The 21658-nt window shown below is 52.7% G+C and carries 20 protein-coding genes; 4 read left to right on the top strand and 16 right to left on the bottom strand.

Features of this window, described 5'->3' with window-relative positions:
* Positions 1 to 3 precede the first annotated feature (3 nt).
* Complete coding sequence (locus tag KJW29_RS07995) at positions 4 to 1209, top strand: MFS transporter (protein ID WP_214629354.1); 1206 nt, start codon at positions 4 to 6, stop codon at positions 1207 to 1209.
* A 72-nt stretch (positions 1210 to 1281) separates the two neighbouring features.
* Entirely contained in the window at positions 1282 to 2013 is a 732-nt protein-coding gene (locus KJW29_RS07990) for an HAD family hydrolase (RefSeq protein WP_214629353.1), read from the top strand.
* On the opposite strand, the gene KJW29_RS07985 is transcribed toward KJW29_RS07990, so the two are convergent.
* Both KJW29_RS07985 and KJW29_RS07980 read right to left on the bottom strand, forming a co-directional pair.
* Positions 2010 to 3584, bottom strand: coding sequence for an ATP-binding cassette domain-containing protein (locus KJW29_RS07985; RefSeq protein WP_214629352.1), 1575 nt, complete (start codon positions 3582 to 3584; stop codon positions 2010 to 2012). The genes KJW29_RS07990 and KJW29_RS07985 overlap by 4 nt on opposite strands.
* Positions 3581 to 4417 (bottom strand): ATP-binding cassette domain-containing protein, encoded by an 837-nt coding sequence (locus KJW29_RS07980; protein ID WP_214629351.1) that lies wholly within the window; start codon positions 4415 to 4417, stop codon positions 3581 to 3583. Before KJW29_RS07980 ends, KJW29_RS07985 begins: the two co-directional genes overlap by 4 nt.
* Positions 4418 to 4541: 124 nt before the next feature.
* Here KJW29_RS07980 and KJW29_RS07975 point away from each other — a divergent pair, with 124 nt between their 5' ends.
* Positions 4542 to 5171 carry a biotin transporter BioY gene (locus tag KJW29_RS07975; protein WP_246608636.1) on the top strand — a complete coding sequence of 210 codons (630 nt, stop codon included), beginning with the start codon at positions 4542 to 4544 and terminating at the stop codon, positions 5169 to 5171.
* A gap of 54 nt (positions 5172 to 5225) precedes the next feature.
* On the opposite strand, the gene KJW29_RS07970 is transcribed toward KJW29_RS07975, so the two are convergent.
* From KJW29_RS07970 to KJW29_RS07960, 3 genes are all read right to left on the bottom strand, one after another.
* Positions 5226 to 5717 (bottom strand): YlbF/YmcA family competence regulator, encoded by a 492-nt coding sequence (locus KJW29_RS07970; protein ID WP_214629350.1) that lies wholly within the window; start codon positions 5715 to 5717, stop codon positions 5226 to 5228.
* A 23-nt stretch (positions 5718 to 5740) separates the two neighbouring features.
* Positions 5741 to 7291 (bottom strand): tRNA (N6-isopentenyl adenosine(37)-C2)-methylthiotransferase MiaB, encoded by a 1551-nt coding sequence (miaB, locus tag KJW29_RS07965; RefSeq protein ID WP_246608635.1) that lies wholly within the window; start codon positions 7289 to 7291, stop codon positions 5741 to 5743.
* Between the two features lie 107 nt (positions 7292 to 7398).
* Entirely contained in the window at positions 7399 to 8031 is a 633-nt protein-coding gene (locus KJW29_RS07960; protein ID WP_214629349.1) for a TetR/AcrR family transcriptional regulator, read from the bottom strand.
* A 185-nt stretch (positions 8032 to 8216) separates the two neighbouring features.
* Between KJW29_RS07960 and KJW29_RS07955 the strand changes: the two genes are divergently transcribed.
* On the top strand, positions 8217 to 9704 hold the full coding sequence (locus tag KJW29_RS07955) for an MDR family MFS transporter (protein WP_214629348.1): 1488 nt from the start codon (positions 8217 to 8219) through the stop codon (positions 9702 to 9704).
* An 80-nt stretch (positions 9705 to 9784) separates the two neighbouring features.
* Here KJW29_RS07955 and pduL read toward each other — a convergent pair whose 3' ends face one another.
* The 11 genes from pduL to pgsA all read right to left on the bottom strand — a co-directional run bounded on the left by pduL (position 9785) and on the right by pgsA (position 21542).
* On the bottom strand, positions 9785 to 10357 hold the full coding sequence (gene pduL / locus KJW29_RS07950; RefSeq protein WP_214629347.1) for a phosphate propanoyltransferase: 573 nt from the start codon (positions 10355 to 10357) through the stop codon (positions 9785 to 9787).
* 106 nt (positions 10358 to 10463) lie between these two features.
* On the bottom strand, positions 10464 to 11330 hold the full coding sequence (locus KJW29_RS07945; RefSeq protein WP_214629346.1) for a 2-oxoacid:ferredoxin oxidoreductase subunit beta: 867 nt from the start codon (positions 11328 to 11330) through the stop codon (positions 10464 to 10466).
* On the bottom strand, positions 11317 to 13065 hold the full coding sequence (locus KJW29_RS07940) for a 2-oxoacid:acceptor oxidoreductase subunit alpha (protein WP_214629345.1): 1749 nt from the start codon (positions 13063 to 13065) through the stop codon (positions 11317 to 11319). The genes KJW29_RS07945 and KJW29_RS07940 overlap by 14 nt, the downstream gene beginning before the upstream one ends.
* Before the next feature lie 204 nt (positions 13066 to 13269).
* Positions 13270 to 14226, bottom strand: coding sequence for a dipeptidase (locus KJW29_RS07935; protein WP_343222831.1), 957 nt, complete (start codon positions 14224 to 14226; stop codon positions 13270 to 13272).
* Positions 14227 to 14447: 221 nt separating this feature from the next.
* Positions 14448 to 14708 (bottom strand): stage V sporulation protein S, encoded by a 261-nt coding sequence (locus KJW29_RS07930; protein ID WP_006036664.1) that lies wholly within the window; start codon positions 14706 to 14708, stop codon positions 14448 to 14450.
* Positions 14709 to 14843: 135 nt separating this feature from the next.
* Positions 14844 to 15638 carry a TIGR00282 family metallophosphoesterase gene (locus KJW29_RS07925; RefSeq protein WP_214629343.1) on the bottom strand — a complete coding sequence of 265 codons (795 nt, stop codon included), beginning with the start codon at positions 15636 to 15638 and terminating at the stop codon, positions 14844 to 14846.
* 75 nt (positions 15639 to 15713) lie between these two features.
* A complete protein-coding gene (gene rny / locus KJW29_RS07920) occupies positions 15714 to 17258 on the bottom strand; it encodes a ribonuclease Y (RefSeq protein WP_108994339.1) in 1545 nt (514 codons plus the stop codon).
* A gap of 182 nt (positions 17259 to 17440) precedes the next feature.
* Positions 17441 to 18133, bottom strand: a complete 693-nt coding sequence (locus tag KJW29_RS07915; protein ID WP_246608634.1) for a RecX family transcriptional regulator — start codon at positions 18131 to 18133, stop codon at positions 17441 to 17443.
* Between the two features lie 132 nt (positions 18134 to 18265).
* Positions 18266 to 19321: a recombinase RecA gene (gene recA / locus KJW29_RS07910; protein WP_187100128.1), complete on the bottom strand. Its 1056-nt coding sequence runs from the start codon at positions 19319 to 19321 to the stop codon at positions 18266 to 18268.
* Positions 19322 to 19622: 301 nt separating this feature from the next.
* Positions 19623 to 20876 (bottom strand): competence/damage-inducible protein A, encoded by a 1254-nt coding sequence (locus KJW29_RS07905; RefSeq protein WP_214629342.1) that lies wholly within the window; start codon positions 20874 to 20876, stop codon positions 19623 to 19625.
* A gap of 90 nt (positions 20877 to 20966) precedes the next feature.
* Positions 20967 to 21542, bottom strand: a complete 576-nt coding sequence (pgsA, locus tag KJW29_RS07900) for a CDP-diacylglycerol--glycerol-3-phosphate 3-phosphatidyltransferase (protein WP_087570901.1) — start codon at positions 21540 to 21542, stop codon at positions 20967 to 20969.
* Positions 21543 to 21658: the final 116 nt, after the last annotated feature.

Genomic DNA, 21658 nt, shown 5'->3' with positions numbered 1-21658 from the left:
AAAATGACGACGATTAGCGCCGCGCAACGCGGCTTATTTATGGCGGTTACCGTCCTGTACTGGACTTCGATGTACATCTATGTCCCTACCCTGTCTCCCTATCTAAAGGACAGCGGCTATTCCCTGCAGTTCATCGGCATCGTGCTCGGCAGCTACGGCTTCGTGCAGATGCTCGTACGATTCCCTCTTGGCATCCTCTCCGACCGCTGGGGACGCCGCAAGCCATTCATTTTGCTCGGCATGCTGACCGCCATTGCCAGCTGTCTCCTGTTCCTGGTTCCCGGCTCCTGGATGTGGCCCCTGGCAGGTCGTGTCATTGCCGGCGTGTGCGCATCCACTTGGGTCGCCTTTACGGTCATGTATGCAGGTTACTTCGGCAGCGGCGGCACAGGCCGCGCGATGGGCAACATCAGCCTGATGACCGTGTCCGGCCAGATGCTGGGCATGCTGCTCAGCGGCTGGTTGAACGACGGCTTCAGCTCTTCCGCGCCTTTCATTTTTGGCGCCGTTATTGCCGCTGTCGGGCTGGCGCTTGCTTTCCTTCTGCGCGAATCGGACACGAGCGGGCAGCGGCAATCGGGGATGTCGTTCGCCCAGATCGCAACTGTCGTGCGTAATGCAACATTGCTGCGGGTATCCTTGTTATCTGTTCTGGCTCATGGCGTATTGTTTATCACCATGTTCGGCTTTACCCCGCTCAAGGCTCAGGAATTCGGGGCGTCCGGCACGGAGCTGACGATTCTAGTGTTCTCGTTTATGCTTCCCCACGCCATTGCTTCGTTCAGCAGCCCGGCTTGGCTTGTGCCCCGCTTCGGTTACTGGAGCACGATCGCGGCCGGCTTCATCATCAGCGGCATATGCACCGCGGCAATGGTCATGGCGCCCTCCATCGAATGGCTTTACGCGACGCAAGCCTTAAACGGTCTGGCGCAAGGACTTCACATGCCGCTTTTGCTCGGCATGGCCATTCGCGATGTCGACAAGTCGGGGAGAGCTACAGCCATGGGCTTGTATCAAGCGTTGTACGCCATCGGGATGTTCTCCGGTCCTTTTATGGCCGGCTGGTTGAACGAAAATTGGGGCCTCAACAGCGGCTTCCTGTTCGGCGCATTGCTTGCCGCCGCTGCTTCGGCGCTTGTGTGGCGCTGGTCTTGGGCCGATCGCAGGCGGGGCAGCTTACGCCAGAAGAAGGACTTGCCCTTGAACTAGAATGCGTTGATTATACAACATCACGCCGCAACTCAGCTATTTCTTTTTCCGACAACCAGGAGGTTTAACCTTATGCGAGCGTTATCGACTTCTCGAAGTTTCACAAGCCATCCGCAATTTCCCGTATCATCATCAGACAAATCGAATGAGCCGCGGGGCAGGTCCGAAGAACTTGCGACCCGCCCGCAGCTTGTGCTGGATATCGGCGGCGTGCTTGCCGCCAATCTCTCGCCGAAGTTCTGGATGCTTGTCTCGGAGGCTGCCGAAGTGGAACATTCAACGCTGTACAAAATTTATAAGCAGGAGATCAGTTCGAAATTGTGGAGAGGGGAAATCCTGGAGGAGCAATTTTGGGGATGGCTGCAGGATCAAGCGCCGAAGTTGAGTCCATCGGAAGCGAAGCACACGCTTGCGGAATGTCTGTCGCCGCTTCCGGCGCTTCAACGATTGCCGGAGTGGAGCCGTGCGGCGGACTTGCATATTTTAAGCAATCATTTGTTGTCTTGGGTCACGCCTCTGTTGCAGCCCGTTCGAAGTTATTTGACGCATATTGTCATCTCGAGCGAACAAAGCTGGAAAAAACCGCAGCGCGAGCTGTTTGCTCACGCCGCGAGTTTATTGCCGTCCCGGTCCAACGTTTTGTTCGTGGATGACCAGAGGGGCAATCTGGATATAGCGGAAACCATGGGGTGGAAGGTCGTACTGGCTGATGAAGGCGGCGCATGGATAGAGGAGGCCGATCGCTGGATCCATAATAACTCCGCTATGGACTTCCCCATTTTCGAATCAGCCAGACCTCGTTAAAGCAGCCCACCAACAAAATACAAGATGGAACAGCATCCTATCGCCGCGGCCAGCAGCCAGGCATCCGCCCTGCCCGGTTTAAGCTTGAATCCGTACACGGGGTTGCCGCGCGGCCTGTCAAAGCCTCTTGCTTCAAGCGCGCCGGACATCTCTTCCGCTAGCCGGAGCATCGCTCGCAGATATGGCATTAACATGCGATGTATTCGCTTGGCGGGAATGCCGCCGGAAGCCGTCGTTTCTTTGCCCCTCGCCCGGGCAAGCTTGCCGAATCGGCCCCATTCCCGCATCAGCAAGGGGATAAATCGGAAAATAAGCGTCACTAGCAACGTCAGGGAACCAACGGGAACCTTAAGCTTCGACAGCCAGCCAAACGTCTGGTCCAGCGCTCGCTGCAGCCTAAGAGGCGTCATTAGACCGAGTATAGGCATTCCCAGCACCATGACGAACATGAGCTGAAGAAGCCGGGTTGCGGTTGTCTCCACTCGCCCCCACTCCAGAGAGAAAGGCTCGAACGACAGGCCGCCGATCAGAATGAGCACGGCCGACAGAATGGCATATCCTCGAATAACGGGCAGCCAGTGACGGAACAGCGGCCAAAACGGTGCGACTGCTGCTGCGACTACAATTGCGGATAAGGTTAACTGGAGCAGGGAATCTTGCAGAAGTAGAATGGTTGACATCAACAGATAAGCGAATACAACCGCTCGCGGATCGAACGTATGCGGTCGTTGCCATGCCGGCCGCGTTCGTTGATTCCCTGCTGCTGCTTCCTGTACAGTCTTGCGGACATCACTCTTGGTTCTCTGAGGCGCATTTCCTTCAAGTTTGCCATTCGTCAGGCGCAGTGCCATGTCGCGAGGCGACTCACGCATCGTCCGCTCATTCGATGTCGCATCACGGACGGTCCCCCCCTCCACGACCAGCACGTCGTCCGCCAGCGGGAGAAACGTATCCAGATCGTGAGTCACTATGATCACTCCGCGACCTTGAGATCGATAGGTTCTCAGAAGCTCGCATAGGATGGCTCTGCCGCCTGTGTCCAGACCAGCCGTCGGTTCATCCAGAAGAAGCCAATCCGGCTCGCAGGCAAGAAGACAAGCAAGCGCAAGCCTGCGCTGCTGCCCCCCGCTTAATGTCCACGGATCCCGCTCCAGCAGGTCGGGGGCCAAACCCGCCGCTTCCAATGCCGCATAAATCCTTCGCTCTTTCTCTGAATCCTCGTAATCGCCATATGGCTTCAAGGAATAAAATAATTCTTCTCGAACGTTCGATGCGAACCATTGGGATTCCGATTGCTGCATGGCGATTCCGAATCGCAGCAGCACCTCGCGGTTAAGCGGCTGCCTGCGCTTTGACAGCCACAACGCTTGACCGCCCAGACGAATATCGCCGCTTGCCGGCTTGCGCAGGCCTGCGATTGTCTCTAGCAGCGTCGATTTGCCGGCTCCGTTGGCGCCGATGACAAGCGTAATTTGACCGGCATGAAATTCGACATCCGCATCATGCAGCAATGGAGTTGCGTGGTCATCCGCCAAAACAGACACGCGCCTAAACGTCCAATTATCGGTCACCTGCTGCCCACCGCCTCTTGAAGCTTCTCCAGATACAAAGGGATGTCCTGCGCGGGAACGCCCAATACTTCCAGCTCCCAGCCGACCTGAACGGAATATGGAGCTTCGAATCCATATCTTTCCGAGGGGCTGTCGCATGCTCCGGGGCCGCTTCTCCGGAACAATCCGAGGCCTGTGCCTTCGTATGCCATCTCGCCGCCCGACATGACCCAGACGGTATCGCTCCCTTCCAGCTCCTCCAGCTTCTGCGTGATCCATAACACAGTCATGCCGGCCTTATGCAGATGCCGAACCTGCTTATACACTTCACGGGACATATCCGGATCCAGCATGGACGTTATTTCATCCAAAATAATAAAGTTAGGCGACGCGGCCAAACAACCCGCGATCGCGGTTAATTGCTTCTGGCCGCCGGATAAAGTATCAAGCGCCTGCCGCAACCTGTCGTCCAACCCCAACCTCTTTAGCGCATTCTCAGCTGCTTCCGGTATTCGACCGCCCTCCACGGTACCCCATTGCTCCATCATAATGACTACGTCTTCCCATGGCGTTGCTCCGACCAGGCCAGCGTCTGGATTCTGCAGCACGATTGGCGTCGAAGGTCCTGACTTGGCGCTTTTCTCCAGACGCCCCGACACACCCGTAAGAGGCATGCCGGCGATAACCTTGGCAAGCGTGCTTTTCCCGCTTCCATTGCCGCCGATTACCGTAATCCACTCCCCCTGCTTGATGGTGAAGTTCACCGAATGGAGAATCGCGATTCGATCTCTGCCATTAGGCGATATCGCCGACAAGCTCAAATTCGTTCCACGGACGATGATCTCCGCTCCCAAAAAAAATCACCCCGACCTCTTCACAATGTTGGAACGCTGTGATAGAATTCAAATCGTTAACCACAATTCATGATAAATGGTTAACAATAAAGTTGCAACTACATAAAATGCATAAAGGAGCTATATGATGAAAAATGTACTATCTATTCGCAGCTTAGTGTTCACAGCTCTCTTCTCCGCCTTGTTTATCGTTCTCAGCTTGCAGCAGATGAAGCTGACGCTGACGCCTATCCCCATTACGCTGCAGACCTTTGCCGTCATCCTTGCCGGTTTGTTCCTGAAGCCGAAGCAAGCGTTCGCCAGTATACTTGCCGTCATCGCGTTGACTGCAACAGGATTGCCTCTCATCGGAGGCAAAGGCGGATTATCGCTGTTATTGGGGCCAACCGGCGGCTTTATCTTCGCCTTTCCGTTCTGCGCCATGTTCATGAGTCTCGTGGTCGGCAAAATGCTGGAAAACGAGAGGCTGATGCGGAACAAGGCCGTCGCGGCTATCGTGCTTTTCGTAATTATGGAAGGCTTGAGCTCCTTGCTTACCTATGTTCTCGGTATTCCTTGGATGATGAAGGTCCTAGATTTCACGCTTCATGAAGCATTGGTCGCTGGTTTTTATCCGTTTATTTTAGGAGATGCCATCAAGTCCGCGCTTGGCGCGGCAGTCGCGATTGGACTTGCATCGGTCATTTTACGAATTCGCAGCAGCTCAGCTGGCGCACCGTCTGCCAGTCATCACGAAACAATGATTATTAGGTAAAAAAATGGCGGTGCTGGAGATCCCCCAGCACCGCCATTTCGTATGAAATGCAACTTAGTCGCTGCAAGTCTCCGGATCTTCTTCCGGTGTTACGTCTTCCATATTGATACGCTCGGAGACCGTGTCGCGAATAACCGTAACGACAAGTTGAAGCAAGTAGTTGATGTCGGATTGGCTTTGCTGAAATTGGGCGACGATCGGAATGCCGTCCAGCTCATCCTGCAGCGTTTCCATTTCCGCTTCGATTTTTTTGACCATGTCGGGATTTTTGAACGTCTTTTCGAAGGCGACGACTTCCTTCTGTTTTTTCTTGATCTGACCGATCAGCGATTTAACGCGTTCATTATCGTTAATTTGCTGCTCTGCCTTCCGATATTGCTGAACCTCGGCGGAATTGAAGATAACCTCCGCCAGCTCCTTCGTCTTCGCCATAATATCTTCCTTCACGATCAGGTCGAGCGTATGGTACGATGGAATATCCGTCGTGCCGCCAACGTGGCTGCATGCCACTCCGTTCTCGTGAGTATGTCCGCCTTGTACTCCCATCAGTAATCTCTCCTCGATTTACGTTAACTAACGGCTTCTTTCGAAGCCGAATGGACAGGCTCTGCTTTGATATACCAGGTTTGCGCCTCGACGACGCGCGCCTGAACGAACGTTCCGATCCACGATTTAGGCCCTTCCAGATGAACGAGCTTATTGGTGCGGGTGCGTCCGGATAATACGTTTGGATTGTTTTTGCTCTCGCCCTCGACAAGCACTTCAATGATTTCGCCTATCAACTCTTCATGCTTCTCGCGGCCAATTTCCGCGATTAAAGCATTCAGCCGCTGAAGCCGCTGCTTCTTGACTTCCATCGGCACATTGTCTTCCATGGCGGCGGCCGGCGTCCCTTCGCGAGGCGAGTAGATAAACGTATACGCCGATTCGAATCGAACCTGCCGCACCAGCGACAACGTCTCCTCGAACTGCTCCTCCGTCTCGCCCGGGAAACCGACAATGATATCGGATGTCAGTACCGCGTCGGGAATAACATGTTTGATCTTCGCTACGAGCTCCAAAAATCTCTCTCTCGTATATTTGCGGCTCATTTTCTTTAGAACTTCCGTGCTGCCGGATTGAACGGGCAGATGAATATGCTCCACCAGATTGCCGCGCTTCGCCAGCACATCGACGAGATGATCGTCGAAATCGCGCGGATGGCTGGTCATAAACCGAATCCGCGGGATATCGATGGTTCGAATCTCGTCCAGCAGATGACCGAAACGATATTCGATATCCTCGAAGTCCTTGCCGTACGCATTCACGTTTTGACCGAGCAGCGTGATCTCCTTATAACCCTGCCGCGCCAGCTCGCGCACCTCGGCAATGACGTCCTCGGGTCTGCGGCTCCGCTCTTTGCCGCGAGTATACGGCACGATACAATAAGTGCAAAATTTGTCGCAGCCGTACATAATGTTGACCCACGCCCGAAGCCCTTCCCGTTTCTTGGGCATGTTCTCGATAATGTCGCCTTCCTTGGACCATACCTCGACTACAAGCTCCTTGCTAAAATAAGCGGATTGCAGCAATTGCGGCAGCCGGTGAATATTATGCGTGCCAAAGATCATATCGACGAACGAATGTTTCTGCAGGATCCGCCCGACGACCGACTCCTCCTGCGCCATGCAGCCGCATACGCCGAGCAGCAGTCCAGGCTTTTCCTTCTTGAGAATCTTCAAATGTCCCAGTTCGCCAAACACCTTGTCCTCTGCATTTTCGCGAATGGCGCAAGTATTAAGTAAAATGACGTCGGCTAACGTCCGATCCTCGGTTGGCGCATATCCCATGGACTCAAACATGCCTCGCATGACCTCGGTATCATGTTCGTTCATCTGACAGCCGTAAGTCTGAATGAGGTAATGTTTGCCGACGCCCATCGTTCTAAGCTCTTCCGGTATAGAGAAGTCGTAATGGACCTTAATGTCTTCTTTGCCGCGTTTCTTCTCATCCGTATGGGATGGCGCCGCGTTAAGCTGAATGTTGCGACCCTTGATCCGGATGGTCGTTACGCCGTCATCTTCTCCTATAATCTTGGCATCGGAGAAATCAAAGTACTTGGAGTAATCCTTAGTCGTCACTATGCACACACATCCCTGTTCGATAATGTCTCCTTGGGCGGTGAATCAATACAAACATTGAAACATCAATGTATGATTATACCATAATCGCTTGCCGGAATCTATGATTACGTGGATCGCTCTCTTCCGTTCTTATGGAATAACGGCATTACGAACGAGTCTACAAATTCAGAGACGATCCTGTCGGACGTATATCCTTTAGTGAAAGCCAGATGCTTGCACGTATGCGGCGATAACACCGAGATGTAAGAATGAGAGATAAAATCGGCGTGAATGTAACGCGGATCGGATTCGTCGGCGCCTTCCTTCAACAAGGCAGCAAAAACTTCATGTAGGAACCGGTATGGCGGCGACTGTACGAAATCTTCTCCCGTCTTGACGCCTTCATGAATCATCTGTGACTGAATAATCCCCATCCACTTCCACTTATTCTCCAGGAACCGCACGATATAAGCGACGACTTCCCGAATTTTCGCACAAGGAGACTCCGCCGCATGCTCTTGCAAATATGCGCCGATATCCTTGCTGAACTTCTCGAATTGATCGTGCATCATAGCCATGCATAGATCGGCTTTGTTGGAATATCGGCGATACAACGTTCCCTGTCCGATACCAGCGCATTTGGCGATCTGATGCATGCTGACGGTTTCGATTCCTTGCTCCAGAAAGAGCCTGGAAGCCGCATCCAGAATGGCTTGGCTTAGCTCTTCCTTCGATCTCGTATGATCTGATGCAGACATGGCATAACTCCTTGTTTTCAAAAAATGCATTGACTTTCGTCTTGCCCATTGTATATGATTCTATTTGCGGACAATTGTCCGCTGCATGTGGCTCAATTACATTGTAGCCTTGTCGACATGTAAGGTCAATCCACAAGAAAGAAACTCAGAGAAAGAGATCCGGATTCGGAGTAGGAGGAATCAGAATGTCAGCAGTAAAAGTAAACACGCCGCCCGGCGAATTGTCGATTCGAGGGATCATGCTTCCTCTGCTCGCTATTATCGTCGGGATGTTCATGGTCATTCTCGACGGCACTGCCATGAATGTAGCGCTAAATCAATTTATGGAGGATTTCGGCAGCAGCTTCTCCCTTGTGCAATGGACCGTTACAGGATACGCTCTCGCACAGGCTGCCGTAATTCCGCTAGCCGGCTGGTTGTCCGATCGGTTCGGCGCCAAACGCATTTTCCTCATGTCCATCGTCTTATTTACGTTGGGCTCCGCTCTATGCGCCCTCGCGGGCACGGTTGAGCAACTGATCGCTTACCGCATTATCCAAGGTCTCGGCGGCGGCATGGTTGCGCCTATCGCCATGGCTTTTACTTACAGGCTTAGTCCTCCGGGCAAACAAGGCGCCGTCATGGGCATGATCGGCATTCCCATGCTGCTTGCTCCTGCGCTCGGTCCCGTTGTAGGCGGCTGGCTCGTCGAATACGTCACCTGGCACTGGATCTTCCTCATTAACCTCCCCATTGGCGTGGTAGCCGTTATCGTCGGTCTGCGCACGCTGCCGAATTTGGAGCGGCAAACTGTACCGATGCTGGATACGCTCGGCATGATCTTTGCTCCGCTTGCTTTCGCCGCATTGGCTTACGGCATTAGCTCTGCTGGCGGCGAACATGGCGGCGGCAACGGCTGGACAGCTCCCGAGACGCTGATCGGACTTATCGTAGGCGGTATCTCCCTGATCATCTTCATCACGGTCGAACTTCGCCGTACTTCGCCGTTGCTCGAGCTTCGCGTCTTCCGTTCCAGCGACTTCACGAGAGGCATCATTCTCCAGTGGATCGTGCAGATCGCGTTGTTCGGCACGTTGTTCCTGTTCCCCGTCTTCCTCATTCAGGCCAAAGGATACAGCGCGTTCGAGACTGGTCTTATTCTTCTGCCGCAAGCGCTCGCTGCCGGACTCTTTATGCCGATCGGCGGTAAGCTGTTCGATAAACTCGGCGCGCGTCCCGTCGTATTGTTCGGCCTGCTGCTGATCTCCACTGGCGCATTTCTGCTGTCAGGCATATCGGCGTCGACCACGATCGCGGAAATCATGATTCCACTGGTTCTACTCGGAGCAGGCATGGGCTTCTCCATGATGCCGCTGAACACGCATATTATTCAATCGGCACCCAGGCATCTCGTCGGTCGGGTCACATCGCTAACAGCCGCCGCCCAGCAGGTCATCAGCTCCTTCGCCATAGCGGGATTGTCCACGCTGCTGGCAGACAGGAACCAATCGTACGCTTTGACTCACCCGGCCTCCGATGTCGCATATCTTTCCTTCGGGGACGCCTTCTTCTTGCTCGCTTGTATTGGCGTATTCGGCGTTCTTGTTGCGCTGGTCCTTCGTAGACCGAAGCAGCAGCCGAACGAAGAAGGCGAAAGCAAGGGGCCGGAAGTCACCATGATGATGGGCCATTAACGATCTTTAGAAAAGGCTGCATGCCGGAATTTTTGCATTCCAGACATGCAGCCTTTTTGGTTTTCCCTGGTTAGAACATGCTAGTCGATAATTTCGGCGATATCGCCGTTTCGGACGCCGGCAGCGTTCGCTTCGTCCGTATCGATATGCATATCGAGCGCGAATTCGGGCGATACGCGAGCAACGACATGCTCGAACACGACGCCGCGTTCTCCGCCTACGCGAACGCGAAGCCGAGCTTTATCTTGTATGCCGAATTTCTCTGCGTCGCTCGTATGGAAGTGGATATGGCGAGCGGCTACGATTACGCCTTCCGCAATCGTTAATTCGCCTGCAGGACCTTGAATCGTGATGCTCGCGGAGCCTGCGATGTTGCCGGACTCCCGCACCGGAGGATTAACCCCAAGCGCGAATGCGTCCGTGCGCGATACTTCCAATTGCGTAGCTTTGCGCGCGGGTCCCAAAATGCGGACTTTCGGGAACGAGCCCTTCGGTCCCATCACGGCTACCGTTTCGTTCGCTGCATATTGACCGGGCTGCGACAACGGCTTCATCTCCGTCAACGCGTAACCCGAACCGAATAATAATTCCACATGCTCTTGCGAGAGATGGATATGTCTCGCCGATACGCCTACGGGCACTTCTTTTTCCATGCTATTCACCACTCCGCTATTTATTTATTAATGATTGCCTTCCCGCTATAATCCCAAAAATAAAAGAAAGCATACGGTCTATATGACCGTATGCCCATCATACCATTTATTTAAATTCCGAGACAAGCTGATTGAACTGCTCTTCCGTAATAGCAAGCTCCTGATTGGCCAATCCTTCGGACTTGAAGCCGGTAATCATATCCTCGTACGACTTGCGGGTCGTATTCTGGTAGATAAGACCGGTTAGCAATCCGTTCGTCTCCATAATTTTGTTCATGGCCGCCATGCGATTGCTTGGATCGTAATCCGGGAATCCGTCCAGGCTTACGATATTTTCTTTGAACCAATCGTAGGTATTGATCTTGTTAAAGGTGACGCATGGACTGAACACGTTGATAAGCGAGAAACCTTCATGCCTGATCCCCTGCTCGATAAGGCTGGTCAATCCCTTAAGATCGCTGGAAAACGATTGGGCAACGAAGGTTGCTCCTGCCGACATGGCGATCTCCAGCGGGGAGAGCGTCGACTCGATGGAGCCTTCTGGCGTCGATTTTGTCTTGAAGCCTTCCGCGCTTCGTGGGGACGTCTGCCCCTTCGTCAAGCCGTAGATCTGGTTATCCATGACGATATACGTTATATTGAGGTTTCTGCGAATCGCGTGGACCGTATGGCCCATGCCGATCGCGAACCCGTCGCCGTCGCCGCCGGATGCGATAACGGTCAGCTCGCGGTTGGCCAGCTTAACGCCTTGCGCGATCGGTAGAGCTCGCCCATGGATGCCGTGCAGGCCATACGCGTTAATATAACCGGAGATTCTTCCGGAGCAGCCAATACCCGAAATAACGGCCAGCTGCTCCGGCTCCAATCCCACATTAGCCGCTGCACGCTGAATCGCAGCCTGAATGGAGAAGTCTCCGCAGCCGGGACACCAGTTGGGCTTGACGTTGTTGCGGAATTCCTTAAATGTTGCCATCTTCGCTCATCCCCTTACAAGCTTGATAGACTTCGAGCGGCAGAAACGGATTACCGTCGTATTTCAACAAACTTTTGATCTTGTCGCCGAATCCGGCGTTCATCTTCACTTGCGACGCAAGCTGTGCTGTTGCATTATTTTCGATGACGACAACGCGTTTGGCGCTTTGCAAGTAAGGCGTCAGCGCTTCCGTCGGGAATGGATGGATTTGACGTATCGTAATATGATTGCTGGTCAGTCCGTCCTCCTGCAGCTTGGTTCTCGCCGCGTCGATCGTACCACCGGTGGAGCCCATCCCGATTATCAGCAGATCAGGGTTCTCATGCGGCGCGTCAATGCGCAGCGCATCGCGAACCTGCAGGCCGTTCAGCTTGCCAAGCCGTTTGTCCATCATCTTACGGCGATTATCGGCATTCTCCGATGGACGGCCGACCTCGTCGTGCTCGACGCCTGTAACATGGTGCAGACCGCCCTTGGCGCCCGGCAGCACGCGAGGCGAAATGCCATCCTCCGTCAGCTCGTAACGTTTGAACAGTTCGTGACCTTCCAGCGGCGGAGTCTCCTTCACCAGCTTGCCTCTATTAATCTCAACCTTGGAGAAGTCCAGCATCTCACAAGATTGTTTGCCTAGCGATAGCTGCAGATCCGTCATGACGATGACCGGCACTTGATATTCCTCCGACAGGTTAAACGCCTCGACCATATCGTAGAAGCAATCCTCGATCGACGCCGGAGCGATAACGATCTTTGGAATTTCGCCGTGCGTGCCGTAGACCATTGCATTAAGGTCGGATTGCTCTTGCTTGGTAGGCAGACCCGTAGACGGACCTCCACGCTGCGTATTGATGATAACAAGCGGCGTCTCCGTCATACCGGACAAGCCGATCGCTTCCATCATAAGTGACAAGCCTGGTCCGGCAGAAGCTGTCATCGTTCTTACGCCGGCGTAATTCGCGCCGATCGCCATCGTGACCGCGGCGATTTCGTCCTCCGTCTGCACGACGGTGCCGCCGAACTTCGGCAGCTTCTTGATGAGATATTCCATAATTTCGGAAGCTGGGGTAATCGGATATGCCGACATAAGACGACAGCCCGCTGCGACGGAACCAAGTCCGATCGCTTCGTTGCCGATCATGAACAGCTTTTGTTTGCCGTCTGCTTCTTCCAGCTTAAAGTCATCCAGCGGACCGCCAGCCTGCTCCAGGACGAACTCGGCGCCATTTTTTACGGCTTCGATATTTTTTTCCACAATGGCCGGACCTTTACGCCCGAACTCCTCTTCGACCGCCTTGTTAAACACTTCCAGCGGCAAACCAAGCAGCGCCCAGGACGCCCCCGACGCAACCATGTTTTTCATCAGCGAGGTGCCCAGGTCCTCAGCGATCTTCGTGATAGGAACGGCGAACAGCCTTGCATTCACGCCATCCGGAATGGTGGGACCAAACTTCGCGTCCGCGACGATAACGCCGCCGGGACGAAGCTCATGCGCGTTAAAATCAATGCTCTCTTGATCGAACGCGACGAGAATGTCGAGATCGTCCGAAATCGCACGAATCGGCTTCGTGCTGATTCTGATTTTATTATTCGTATGTCCGCCCTTGATCCTGGACGAGAAATGACGGTATCCATATAAGTAATAACCTAGTCGGTTAAGCGCCGTAGAGAAGATCCGGTCGGTACTTTCCACCCCTTCTCCCTGTTGTCCTCCGATCTTCCATGACAATTGGCTAATCAAAATGTCCATCTCCTCTGCATCGTTAAAAAGCCTGACAACTTCGATAACTTGAGCCATTATATAATAGAAGCTGTATCGTCACAACAATTTTATGTTGGAAGCTGCCAAATTGCAATATGTAAACGTTTAATTAAAACATAACATGTTTCGATCATAATGATACCATTATGAGATGGCATAGCTTGTAATGGAATTGTTGCTGCGCTAAACGGCCGGGAGATTCTCACTTAGAAAGGTTAAGGCATTGTTCTGCATAAAACCTGCTACTTGAACTTCCGAATAACGAGCCAGCAGTGCCTCCTTTAACCGATACACTTCGCCTGGATGTTTGAGGTCCGCCATATAGGAATCGATCCCGTCGAAATCCGAGCCTAACATAATATGTTTCTCCCCGCCCAGCGCACATATATGCTCGACATGCCCCAGCAGATCCGCCACGCATGCCTCCCGGTCCGACGTTACGAACCAAGGCACGAAGGTGATCCCCACTCTGCCTTCTCCCTGAATAATGGCCTGCAACTGCCTGTCGGTCAAGTTGCGCGGATGATTGCAGACGGATCTTGCATTGGAGTGGGATGCGATAACCGGCTTCGTCGATAGTCCGGCTACATCCCAAAAGGCTTGCTCGGACAAGTGGGAAACATCTACAATGATGCCAAGCTCATTGCATGCCGACACGAACGCCCGACCTTTTTCCGTCAGCCCCGCTCCCCGCGGCTCCATGATGCCGTCAGCTGCCCAATTCCCATCATTCCAAGTTAGACCAGCTGCCCGCACGCCCAGCCTGTACAACAGCCTAAGCATCGACAGCCGCCCTTGCAGCCCGCTCACGCCTTCCAGCGATAGCAGAGCGCCGGTCTTCCCGCTCTCCTTACAAGACTCCAGATCAGCTGCGCTTGTGACAAGCTGCATCTCTTTGCATGACAATATTCGTTCGTAGAACAAATCGACGGATTCCAGAACAGGTTCGATATTGGCAGATTGGCGAGGCGATATATAAATAGCGAACGTCTGCAGCATGGTTCCAGACTGGCGCAACCGCTCATAGGTGACGTCAAGAGTCCCGTCGGCCCCGCCTTGAAACGTAAGCGCGTCGTTCTTTAGCATCTTGCTAAGCACATCGCAATGGAAATCGATCATGATAAATTCCTCCTTCTTTATTCGCTGCCAAACAAGGCGAACGATACATTTCTGAGAAAACCTCTATCGAGGCCTTTCGAAGATGTACGACCGCGTTCAAAGGTGGGTTTTATCGCCAATAAGAATTTCTTATCCAATGCATGCTTGGAAACTTATAAATTCTTATGTGGTAAAAAAGCAAAAAACCTGTCTACGTTGTAAACAGGCCTCAGTGGACGACAACGATGCATGTATGCCGCTTGTTATCTCGGCTCGACGATGAGCTTAATAGCAGTGCGATCTTCTCCGTCAATGACAATATCCGTAAATGCCGGTATACAGATGAGATCCACCCCGCTCGGGGCCACAAATCCACGGGCAATCGCTACCGCCTTGATCGCTTGGTTGAGCGCGCCGGCGCCAATCGCTTGCAGCTCCGCTCCACCTCGTTCACGCAGAACGCCAGCTAATGCGCCTGCGACTGAATTTGGATTGGACTTGGCTGATACCTTTAATACATCCATGAATAGTACCTCCCCTAGAATGTTGGATGGATTCCACATTTACAATACTATTCGAGAGAATGAGAAAGATTCCTGCTTTTTATGGACTAACTTAACAAAGTATTCTGAAAAATCAGATTATGAAAAAAGACTTCTCTACATGAGAAGCCAATCCTCTTCCGTCATCCGAATTTTATCCAGCTTCAAGGCGCGCCCGCTGCCATCCTCAATCGTTATGACAAGTCCGTGCAAATGCCACTTGCCCTCATCCACAACAAATCTTGCCGGAAGTCCCGTCAGGAAGCGGTGCAGCACAGCGTCGCGCTCCATCCCCAGCACGCCTTCCTTAGAGCCGACCATCCCTACGTCCGTTAGATAACCCGTGCCACCGGGAAGGATGGTGTCATCGTTCGTCTGCACATGCGTATGCGTGCCAAGCACGATGGAGGCGCGTCCATCCAAATACCAGCCCATCGCAATCTTCTCCGAGGTCGCTTCCGCATGGAAATCAACCAGAATGTTATTTGTATGCTCCTTCGCTTCCTCGATCAGCTCATCCGCTTTGCGGAATGGGCAGTCATTCGGAGGCAAAAAAGCTCTTCCTTGCAGATTAATGATCGCCAGCTTTTTGTTGCCTGTGCCGATGATCGCCATCCCTTGCCCTGGCGCTTCTGGCGAGAAATTGCCGGGGCGCACGATGCGGGGCTCATCGTCAATCCACTCGAAGATATCCTTGTTGTCCCATGTATGATTACCCATCGTAATTCCATTAACACCGGCGTCAAAAAACTCTTTCGCGATCGCTTTCGTGATGCCTCTGCCAGCTGCGGCATTTTCCCCGTTTACGACGATCAAGTCCGGATTATGTTTACTTCTCAGCGAGGGCAACACTTGCTTAAGAGCGCCTCTTCCTACATTCCCGACGATATCGCCGATAAATAATACTTTCATCGTTGTGTATCCTTCCTTTATGTAGCCCATCATGCAGAAAAGTGGCTGACTGGCAGCCACTTTTCAACATCATGTTTATTTGGCATATTCGACTGCTCGTGTCTCACGAATAACCGTAACTTTAATATGTCCCGGATAATCGAGTTCTGCCTCGATTTTTTTCGTAATATCGCGAGCAAGACGGAATGCTTCCGTATCGTCAATCTTCTCTGGCTGAACCATAACGCGGACTTCGCGTCCTGCTTGAATCGCATAAGACTTCTCGACGCCGTCGAACGATTCTGTAATCGCTTCGAGCTTCTCCAGTCGTTTGATATACGTCTCCAGCGTTTCGCGCCGTGCGCCAGGCCGTGCAGCCGACAACGCATCCGCGGCACCTACGAGCATCGCGATAACGGAAGTGGCTTCCGTATCCCCGTGATGGGATGCGATACTGTTGATGACGACGGGATGCTCCTTGTATTTCTTCGCAAGCTCCACGCCGATCTCGACATGAGAACCTTCCACTTCGTGATCAAGCGCTTTGCCGATATCGTGCAGAAGTCCGGCACGCTTCGCCAGCGTAATGTCCTCGCCAAGCTCTGCTGCCATGAGTCCAGTCAGATAAGCAACTTCCATGGAATGCTTCAGTACGTTCTGACCATAGCTTGTACGGTATTTAAGTCTTCCAAGAATCTTGATCAGATCTGGATGTAAGCCATGAACCCCAACCTCGAAAGTCGCTTGCTCGCCATATTCGCGAATGCGCTCGTCGATTTCCTTGCGGGACTTCTCGACCATCTCTTCGATGCGGGCCGGGTGGATACGGCCATCGGCCACCAGCTTCTCAAGCGAAGTACGGGCAATTTCGCGTCGGATTGGATCAAAGCCCGACAGAATGACCGCTTCCGGTGTATCGTCGATTATGAGATCGATACCGGTCAATGTTTCCAAAGCACGGATATTGCGGCCTTCACGTCCGATAATGCGACCTTTCATCTCTTCATTCGGCAGAGTGACAACGGATACCGTCGTTTCTGCTACATGATCGGCTGCGCAACGTTGGATAGCCAAAGAAATAATGTCACGCGCTTTTTTGTCGGCCTCTTCCTTCGCCTGCTGTTCGATCTCCTTGATCATCTGAGCCGTTTCGTGACGAACTTCCTGCTCGACGTTGTTCAGGATGATCGACTTCGCATCTTCCATTGTCAAGCTGGAAATACGCTCCAGCTCGCTAAGCTGCTGTTTATAAATGGAATCAATTTGCTCTTGTGTTTCTTCGATTCTTTTCTCCTTGTTGGCTACGATTTCTTCTTTGCGTTCTAGCGCTTCCAACTTCTTATCCAGCGACTCTTCCTTCTGGAGCACGCGTCTTTCCAGACGTTGCACCTCATTGCGCCGCTCGCGGATGTCTTTTTCAGCTTCTGCACGTAGTCTGTGGACTTCGTCTTTCGCCTCAAGCACCGTTTCTTTCTTTTGAGCTTCTGCGTCTTTTTTCGCATTTTCTACGATTTGAACCGCAGCTTGCTCAGCGCTCGAAATTTTGGCCTCGGCAATTGACTTGCGATAAAAATAACCAATCCCAAAGAAAATTGCGCCAACAAGGACAGAGACAAGAATCAAGATCCAGGGATTATCCATCTTGTTCACCTCCTTGCTGCATACACCAAGGCACTGCTTGGGATGTTATTTGGTTTTTAACCGGCTTCCAAACCGTTTCATCATGGATCATTTTGACGAAAATAAGACATTTGAATCAACCTTTGGAAGAAAAATCGATCCAAATGTAAAGGAATACAACTTCATTTTATCTTTTCACAATTTCAGTTGTCAAGCAAAACGCCATCATCTTCCTCTTCCCACCTGTCATCAGATGACAAGTCGACCGACCTCATCGCTTCCCTGACGATGTCGCCAGGAAATCCGCGCCTGAGTAAAAAGCCCATTAGCTTAGTCCGTCTCTTCGCGTCCTCTCCTGTCAAAGATCTTGCCTTCTTATGCGCAAGCGTCTTCGCGGTCTCCAGCTCACTGTTCCGATCCAGTGCGAACAGCGCTTCGGAGGCGAGTTGCTTGGATACGCCACGCTGCTGCAGTTCCTGCCGAATCATCAGTCTGCCCTTTTGGCCGGAACGCAATCTGCTCTCCGCGAATTGACGAGCATATTCTTCATCATCAACAAGCTTCTCCGTTTCTAAACGCTGGATTGCATATTCTATATGGGTTTCGTCCAATTCCTTCTTTGCCAAGTATTGGCCGATCTGCTTGGCCGTTCTCGGTTTGACGCCCAAATACGCCACGGACAGCACGTATGCCCGGTATCGTTGGTCTTCGTCTTTAATGTGGCGAACGGTATCCCCGTCCAGCTCGACTTCCTTCAATAACCTGAATTTGATCATGATATCTTCGTGCACCGACAAGAAAGGCTCTTCTTCTCCTGCTATATAGAGATGGTAACGTCTCTTCTCCTTCTTGTCGCGCCGCACGGAAGCAATAATGTACATATTCGACTCTTCCAATGCTATATTTCCTTCCTGCTCGTCGTGAGAACAACTTCAATCGAAGTTGTTCGAGGATGAGCCACCGCGTTTAATTTGTGGTAAAACAATCGCCGCTCCCATAAGAGAGCGGCGATTCTATATTACTATAGCCTATACGTCAAATTCCAACTCGTCTTCGTCCTCGTCCTCGTCAGCCGAGAAGTTCGCTTGAGACGCATTAGCCGACAGGTTGCTGGCTTCACGAATCTGTCTCTCGATCTCGTTTGCAATGTCGGTCTTCTCCTTCAGGAATTGCTTGGCGTTCTCGCGGCCTTGACCGAGACGCTCGCCATTATAAGAGAACCAGGCGCCGCTCTTCTGAACGATATCCATCTCTACACCGATGTCGACCAAGCTGCCTTCCTTGGATATGCCTTCGCCGTACATAATATCGATCTCCGCTTGCTTGAACGGAGGCGCTACCTTGTTCTTTACAACCTTGATGCGAGTTCGGTTGCCCACCATGTCATTGCCCTGCTTCAGCGTCTCGATACGGCGAACGTCAAGCCGAACGCTGGAGTAGAACTTCAATGCGCGTCCGCCTGGCGTCGTCTCCGGGTTGCCGAACATAACGCCAACCTTCTCGCGAAGCTGGTTGATGAAGATTGCGATCGTCTTGGACTTCGAAATGGCGCCGGACAGCTTACGCAGAGCCTGCGACATAAGCCGTGCCTGAAGACCAACGTGAGAGTCGCCCATGTCGCCCTCGATCTCCGCCTTCGGCACCAATGCCGCCACGGAGTCTATAACGATGATGTCAACGGCTCCGCTGCGCACGAGCGCTTCCGCGATCTCCAGCGCCTGCTCGCCCGTGTCCGGCTGGGACAGAAGCAGCTCGTCGATGTTGACGCCAAGCTTGCTGGCGTACAGCGGATCCAGCGCGTGCTCCGCGTCGATAAACGCGGCTTGTCCGCCAATACGTTGTACTTCCGCAATTGCGTGAAGCGCTACTGTCGTTTTACCGGATGATTCCGGACCGTAAACTTCGATGACCCGTCCCCGCGGCAAGCCGCCGATTCCAAGTGCAATATCTAAGGCAAGCGAGCCGCTAGGCACGGTCTCTACTTGCATATGAGTCGATTCCCCTAATTTCATAATGGAGCCTTTGCCAAATTGCTTCTCGATCTGACGAAGAGCATTATCCAAAGCTGCGCGACGATCCGCCAACTCACTCACATCCTTCATAATTTATATTTGTATAATACCTTATTTCGGACGGGTTGCCAATAGTTTTTTCGAACACACATTCGCAATTTTGACTCTCAGGCATCTTCGACCCCGTTATTCAGGCGCTCTCCGCCTCCCCGTCCCCCTCCTTCAGAACCTGAAAATCCGGTCCAAAAAAATAAAAAACCGCAGCAAAGTATTCTTCGCCACGGTTCTTCCGGTAACTAGTCCTCATTATAGCGCACGGTTCGACAATTGGCAACCGTATACAGCTGAGAATATCGGGCATCCAATCCCGGACTTATGCTCTAAGCGCCTGCCACAATCGGTACAACGCGGATTTCACGGCGCGAATGCGCACCATCTCGCGTACGCCTTTGAAGTGCGACGTATACACGACCGTCTCCTTGCCTTTCTCCGCAACCGCGAAATAAACGAGGCCGACCGGCTTGCCTTCGGATTCCGCAGGGCCGGCTACGCCGGTAAGCGCGACGCCGAAATCCGCTCCCGTTATATTCATGACGTTTTCGGCCATTAACTTGGCGGTAGACTCGCTGATGGCGCCGGGAGCGCCGTCGCCCTCCAACTGGGACATCGGGATGTCCAGCAGCTTGTGTTTCATTAAGTTCGTATACGTGATCACGCCGCCGACATATTCCCCGCTGCTTCCAGGGACGCGCGTAATCAGCTCTCCGAACAGCCCTCCGCTTAAGCTCTCGGCGCTTGCAAGACGCTTCCTGGCGTTTCTGAGCAGCTCCACGACGGAATCCTCGATAGGGACATCCTTCTGCGCGTAGAGATGCTCTCCGACGCGCTGGGCGACGACGGATACCGTCGCGTTGATTTTGATGGCGGCCTCCTCCTCGCTGGAAGCTTTGGTCGACACCCGCAGCGCGACCTCGCCTTCCTTCGCATAAGGAGCTATCGTAGGATCACTCTGGCTGTCGATCAAATCAATTAAGGCCGCCTCCAGATTGGACTCCCCGATTCCTGCGAATTTAAGCACTCTGGAGTATAGAGGCCGCTCCTCCCGCAGCTTGCTTCTAAGCCAAGCGGTTCCAGGTCCCAGCAGCATCGGCTCCATCTCTCTGGGCGGGCCCGGAAGAAGCATGTAGAGCGTGCCGCTGTCTTCTATTCCATTGCCAACGGCAAGTCCCGTGGAATTATCGAGAGGATCGCTTCCTTCCCCCAGTATAAGATGAGCTTGCCGTATGTTGCTCTCCACCATGTGGGCTCCGCGGGACGAGAACAGATCCTCGATAACCCTCATAGAGGGTTCATGAATGCCCATAGGCCTTCCCAGGTAGTCAGCCAGCACATCCTTTGTCAAATCATCCTGAGTGGGTCCCAGACCGCCAGTAAATACCAGCAGATCTGCCCGACCGCGGCCGATCTCGATTGCTTGGCGCAGACGCCCCGGATTATCTCCCACCACAGTCTGGAAGTAAACATCGATGCCTAGATCAGCGAGCTGCTGCGAGATCGCTTGCGCGTTTGTATTTACAATTTGACCAAGCAGCAGTTCTGTTCCCACGGCAATAATTTCCGCCTTCATACGATTCCTCGCCTCCATGCTTTAAGATTCCACCCGAGTCCTGCAGAAGGACAAGAGCACCTCCCGCTTGCAGGGAAGTGCTCTCACGCTTTACTCGACCGGAATTAAATGTTTGTTTTTGACAAAATAATCGATACCCGAATACACGGTTATTGCAGCCGCCACCCAGCTCGCGATAACATCGAACGGAAAGTGGATAAGGGCAAACGGGAAATTGTTGATCAAAAGCGCGATGATCATCGTAATTTGTATCGCCGTCTTCCACTTGCCCCAAGTGCTTGCGGCCATGACGGAACCTTCGAGGAGCGCAATTTGGCGCAGCCCTGTTACCGCGAACTCGCGGCTTATAATAATGATGGCGATCAGCGCGTTCAGCTTGTCCATCTCCACCAGGGAGATCAGCACCGCGGCTACGAGCAGCTTGTCCGCCAGCGGATCCAGCAGCTTGCCGAGATTCGTAACGATCTTGTTTTTGCGGGCGATATAACCATCCAGCCCATCCGTGCTCGCCGCAATGATAAAAATGATCGCGGCTACGATCTGATTGTAGGAAATCGTGAAGTCCGAGAAGCTGACCGATCCCAGATTCACTTTAATTAATAGGAAAAACATAATGACTGGCACGAGAAAGATGCGGGCCAGCGTAATCTTGTTGGCTAAATTCACTATTTTCCCTCCCCAGAAAGGTCAAACTAACAGGCATGCGTTACGCGAACCTTCTGGATGGAACGACCGTTATAAGTATCGCTTCTAGAGGTTGTTCAAAAAGTCCGCTTCCCATC

It is taken from the genome of Paenibacillus agaridevorans (genome assembly GCF_018604145.1).
Classification (GTDB): Bacteria; Bacillota; Bacilli; order Paenibacillales; family Paenibacillaceae; genus Pristimantibacillus; species Pristimantibacillus agaridevorans.
This window is presented reverse-complemented; position numbering and strand designations above follow the sequence as displayed.

What these genes read in the sequence shown, in the direction of transcription:
- rny (WP_108994339.1), bottom strand. Translation starts at nt 17,258, where the DNA reads ATGGATAATCCCTGGATCTTGATTCTTGTCTCTGTCCTTGTTGGCGCA.
- KJW29_RS07905 (WP_214629342.1), bottom strand. Translation starts at nt 20,876, where the DNA reads ATGAAGGCGGAAATTATTGCCGTGGGAACAGAACTGCTGCTTGGTCAA.
- KJW29_RS07955 (WP_214629348.1), top strand. Translation starts at nt 8,217, where the DNA reads ATGTCAGCAGTAAAAGTAAACACGCCGCCCGGCGAATTGTCGATTCGA.
- KJW29_RS07970 (WP_214629350.1), bottom strand. Translation starts at nt 5,717, where the DNA reads ATGGGAGTACAAGGCGGACATACTCACGAGAACGGAGTGGCATGCAGC.
- KJW29_RS07930 (WP_006036664.1), bottom strand. Translation starts at nt 14,708, where the DNA reads ATGGATGTATTAAAGGTATCAGCCAAGTCCAATCCAAATTCAGTCGCA.
- KJW29_RS07995 (WP_214629354.1), top strand. Translation starts at nt 4, where the DNA reads ATGACGACGATTAGCGCCGCGCAACGCGGCTTATTTATGGCGGTTACC.
- KJW29_RS07925 (WP_214629343.1), bottom strand. Translation starts at nt 15,638, where the DNA reads ATGAAAGTATTATTTATCGGCGATATCGTCGGGAATGTAGGAAGAGGC.
- KJW29_RS07945 (WP_214629346.1), bottom strand. Translation starts at nt 11,330, where the DNA reads ATGGCAACATTTAAGGAATTCCGCAACAACGTCAAGCCCAACTGGTGT.
- KJW29_RS07975 (WP_246608636.1), top strand. Translation starts at nt 4,542, where the DNA reads ATGATGAAAAATGTACTATCTATTCGCAGCTTAGTGTTCACAGCTCTC.
- KJW29_RS07990 (WP_214629353.1), top strand. Translation starts at nt 1,282, where the DNA reads ATGCGAGCGTTATCGACTTCTCGAAGTTTCACAAGCCATCCGCAATTT.
- pduL (WP_214629347.1), bottom strand. Translation starts at nt 10,357, where the DNA reads ATGGAAAAAGAAGTGCCCGTAGGCGTATCGGCGAGACATATCCATCTC.
- KJW29_RS07960 (WP_214629349.1), bottom strand. Translation starts at nt 8,031, where the DNA reads ATGTCTGCATCAGATCATACGAGATCGAAGGAAGAGCTAAGCCAAGCC.